The 1,087-nt window shown below is 49.3% G+C and carries 1 protein-coding gene; it reads left to right on the forward strand.

The annotated features are described in order from the left end of the window. On the forward strand, positions 1-1,087 hold a 1,087-nt coding region (locus R7Z50_RS24720; protein ID WP_318149381.1), incomplete at both ends, for a putative bifunctional diguanylate cyclase/phosphodiesterase.

Here is a 1,087-nt window from a genome sequence, read left to right on the forward strand (position 1 = left end):
TCGAGATGGAACAACCTTTTGCTACGTTGTTTCTTGATATCGACCACTTTAAGCACATTAACGATAGCATGGGCCATTTCTGCGGTGATCAACTGTTGTCGAAACTGGCGGTTCGCCTGCAAGACATTTTGCACCTGAACGCGCATGTGGCTCGCATCGGTGGCGATGAATTTGTCATCGTACTGCCAGACATTGACGGCGATTCTCCGTTACTCGAAACGTTAAGCTCGATTTTGGGTGTGTTCCGCCGCCCGTTCGATCTGGCAAATCACGATTCGCTGCGGATCTCCACCAGCATCGGTATCGCACTCTACCCGAACGACGGTCAAGACAGTGAAACGCTGCTAAAAAACGCCGACACCGCAATGTATCTGGCGAAGAAAAATGGCCGTAACGGCTACGCGTTCTACTCTCCGGATTTAACTGACAAATCGGTATCGCACGTCCGAATTCAATCTGCGCTGCATGAAGCAATAGAAAAAGAACAGCTGCATTTGGTGTATCAGCCACAATACAACCTCGCGCAAAACGCAATTATTGGTGTGGAAGCCTTGGTGCGTTGGGAACACCCAGAATTTGGCTTAGTGCCACCTGCGGATTTTATTCCTATCGCAGAGAAGACGGGCTTGATTCAAAGCATCGGCGAATGGGTACTCAAAGACGCCTGTTTACAAGGGACTGACTGGCTGGCGAGAGGCGTTCAATTTGGCAAAATTGCAGTCAATGTATCAGCACTTCAATTGCAACAGTCGCGCTTCATCAACAAGCTCAAAGCCATCCTTCGTGAAACGGGATTCCCGGCGCATCGCTTGGAGCTGGAAATTACCGAAAGCTTTTTGCTTATCGATCCAAAACTGGCCATCGCATCGCTAAATCAGCTGTGTGAACTCGGAATCGAGATTTCGTTGGATGACTTCGGCACAGGCTATTCTTCGCTGTCGTACCTCAAAGGTTTGCCAATCAACAAACTGAAAATCGACCGCTCGTTTGTCAGTGATGTGCCTAACGACAACGACAGCAACGCCATTGTTAACGCCATCATTGCGATGGGCACTACGCTTTCACTCAAAGTCGTGGCGGAAGGCAT

The organism is Vibrio sp. 1249-1 (assembly GCF_033340495.1).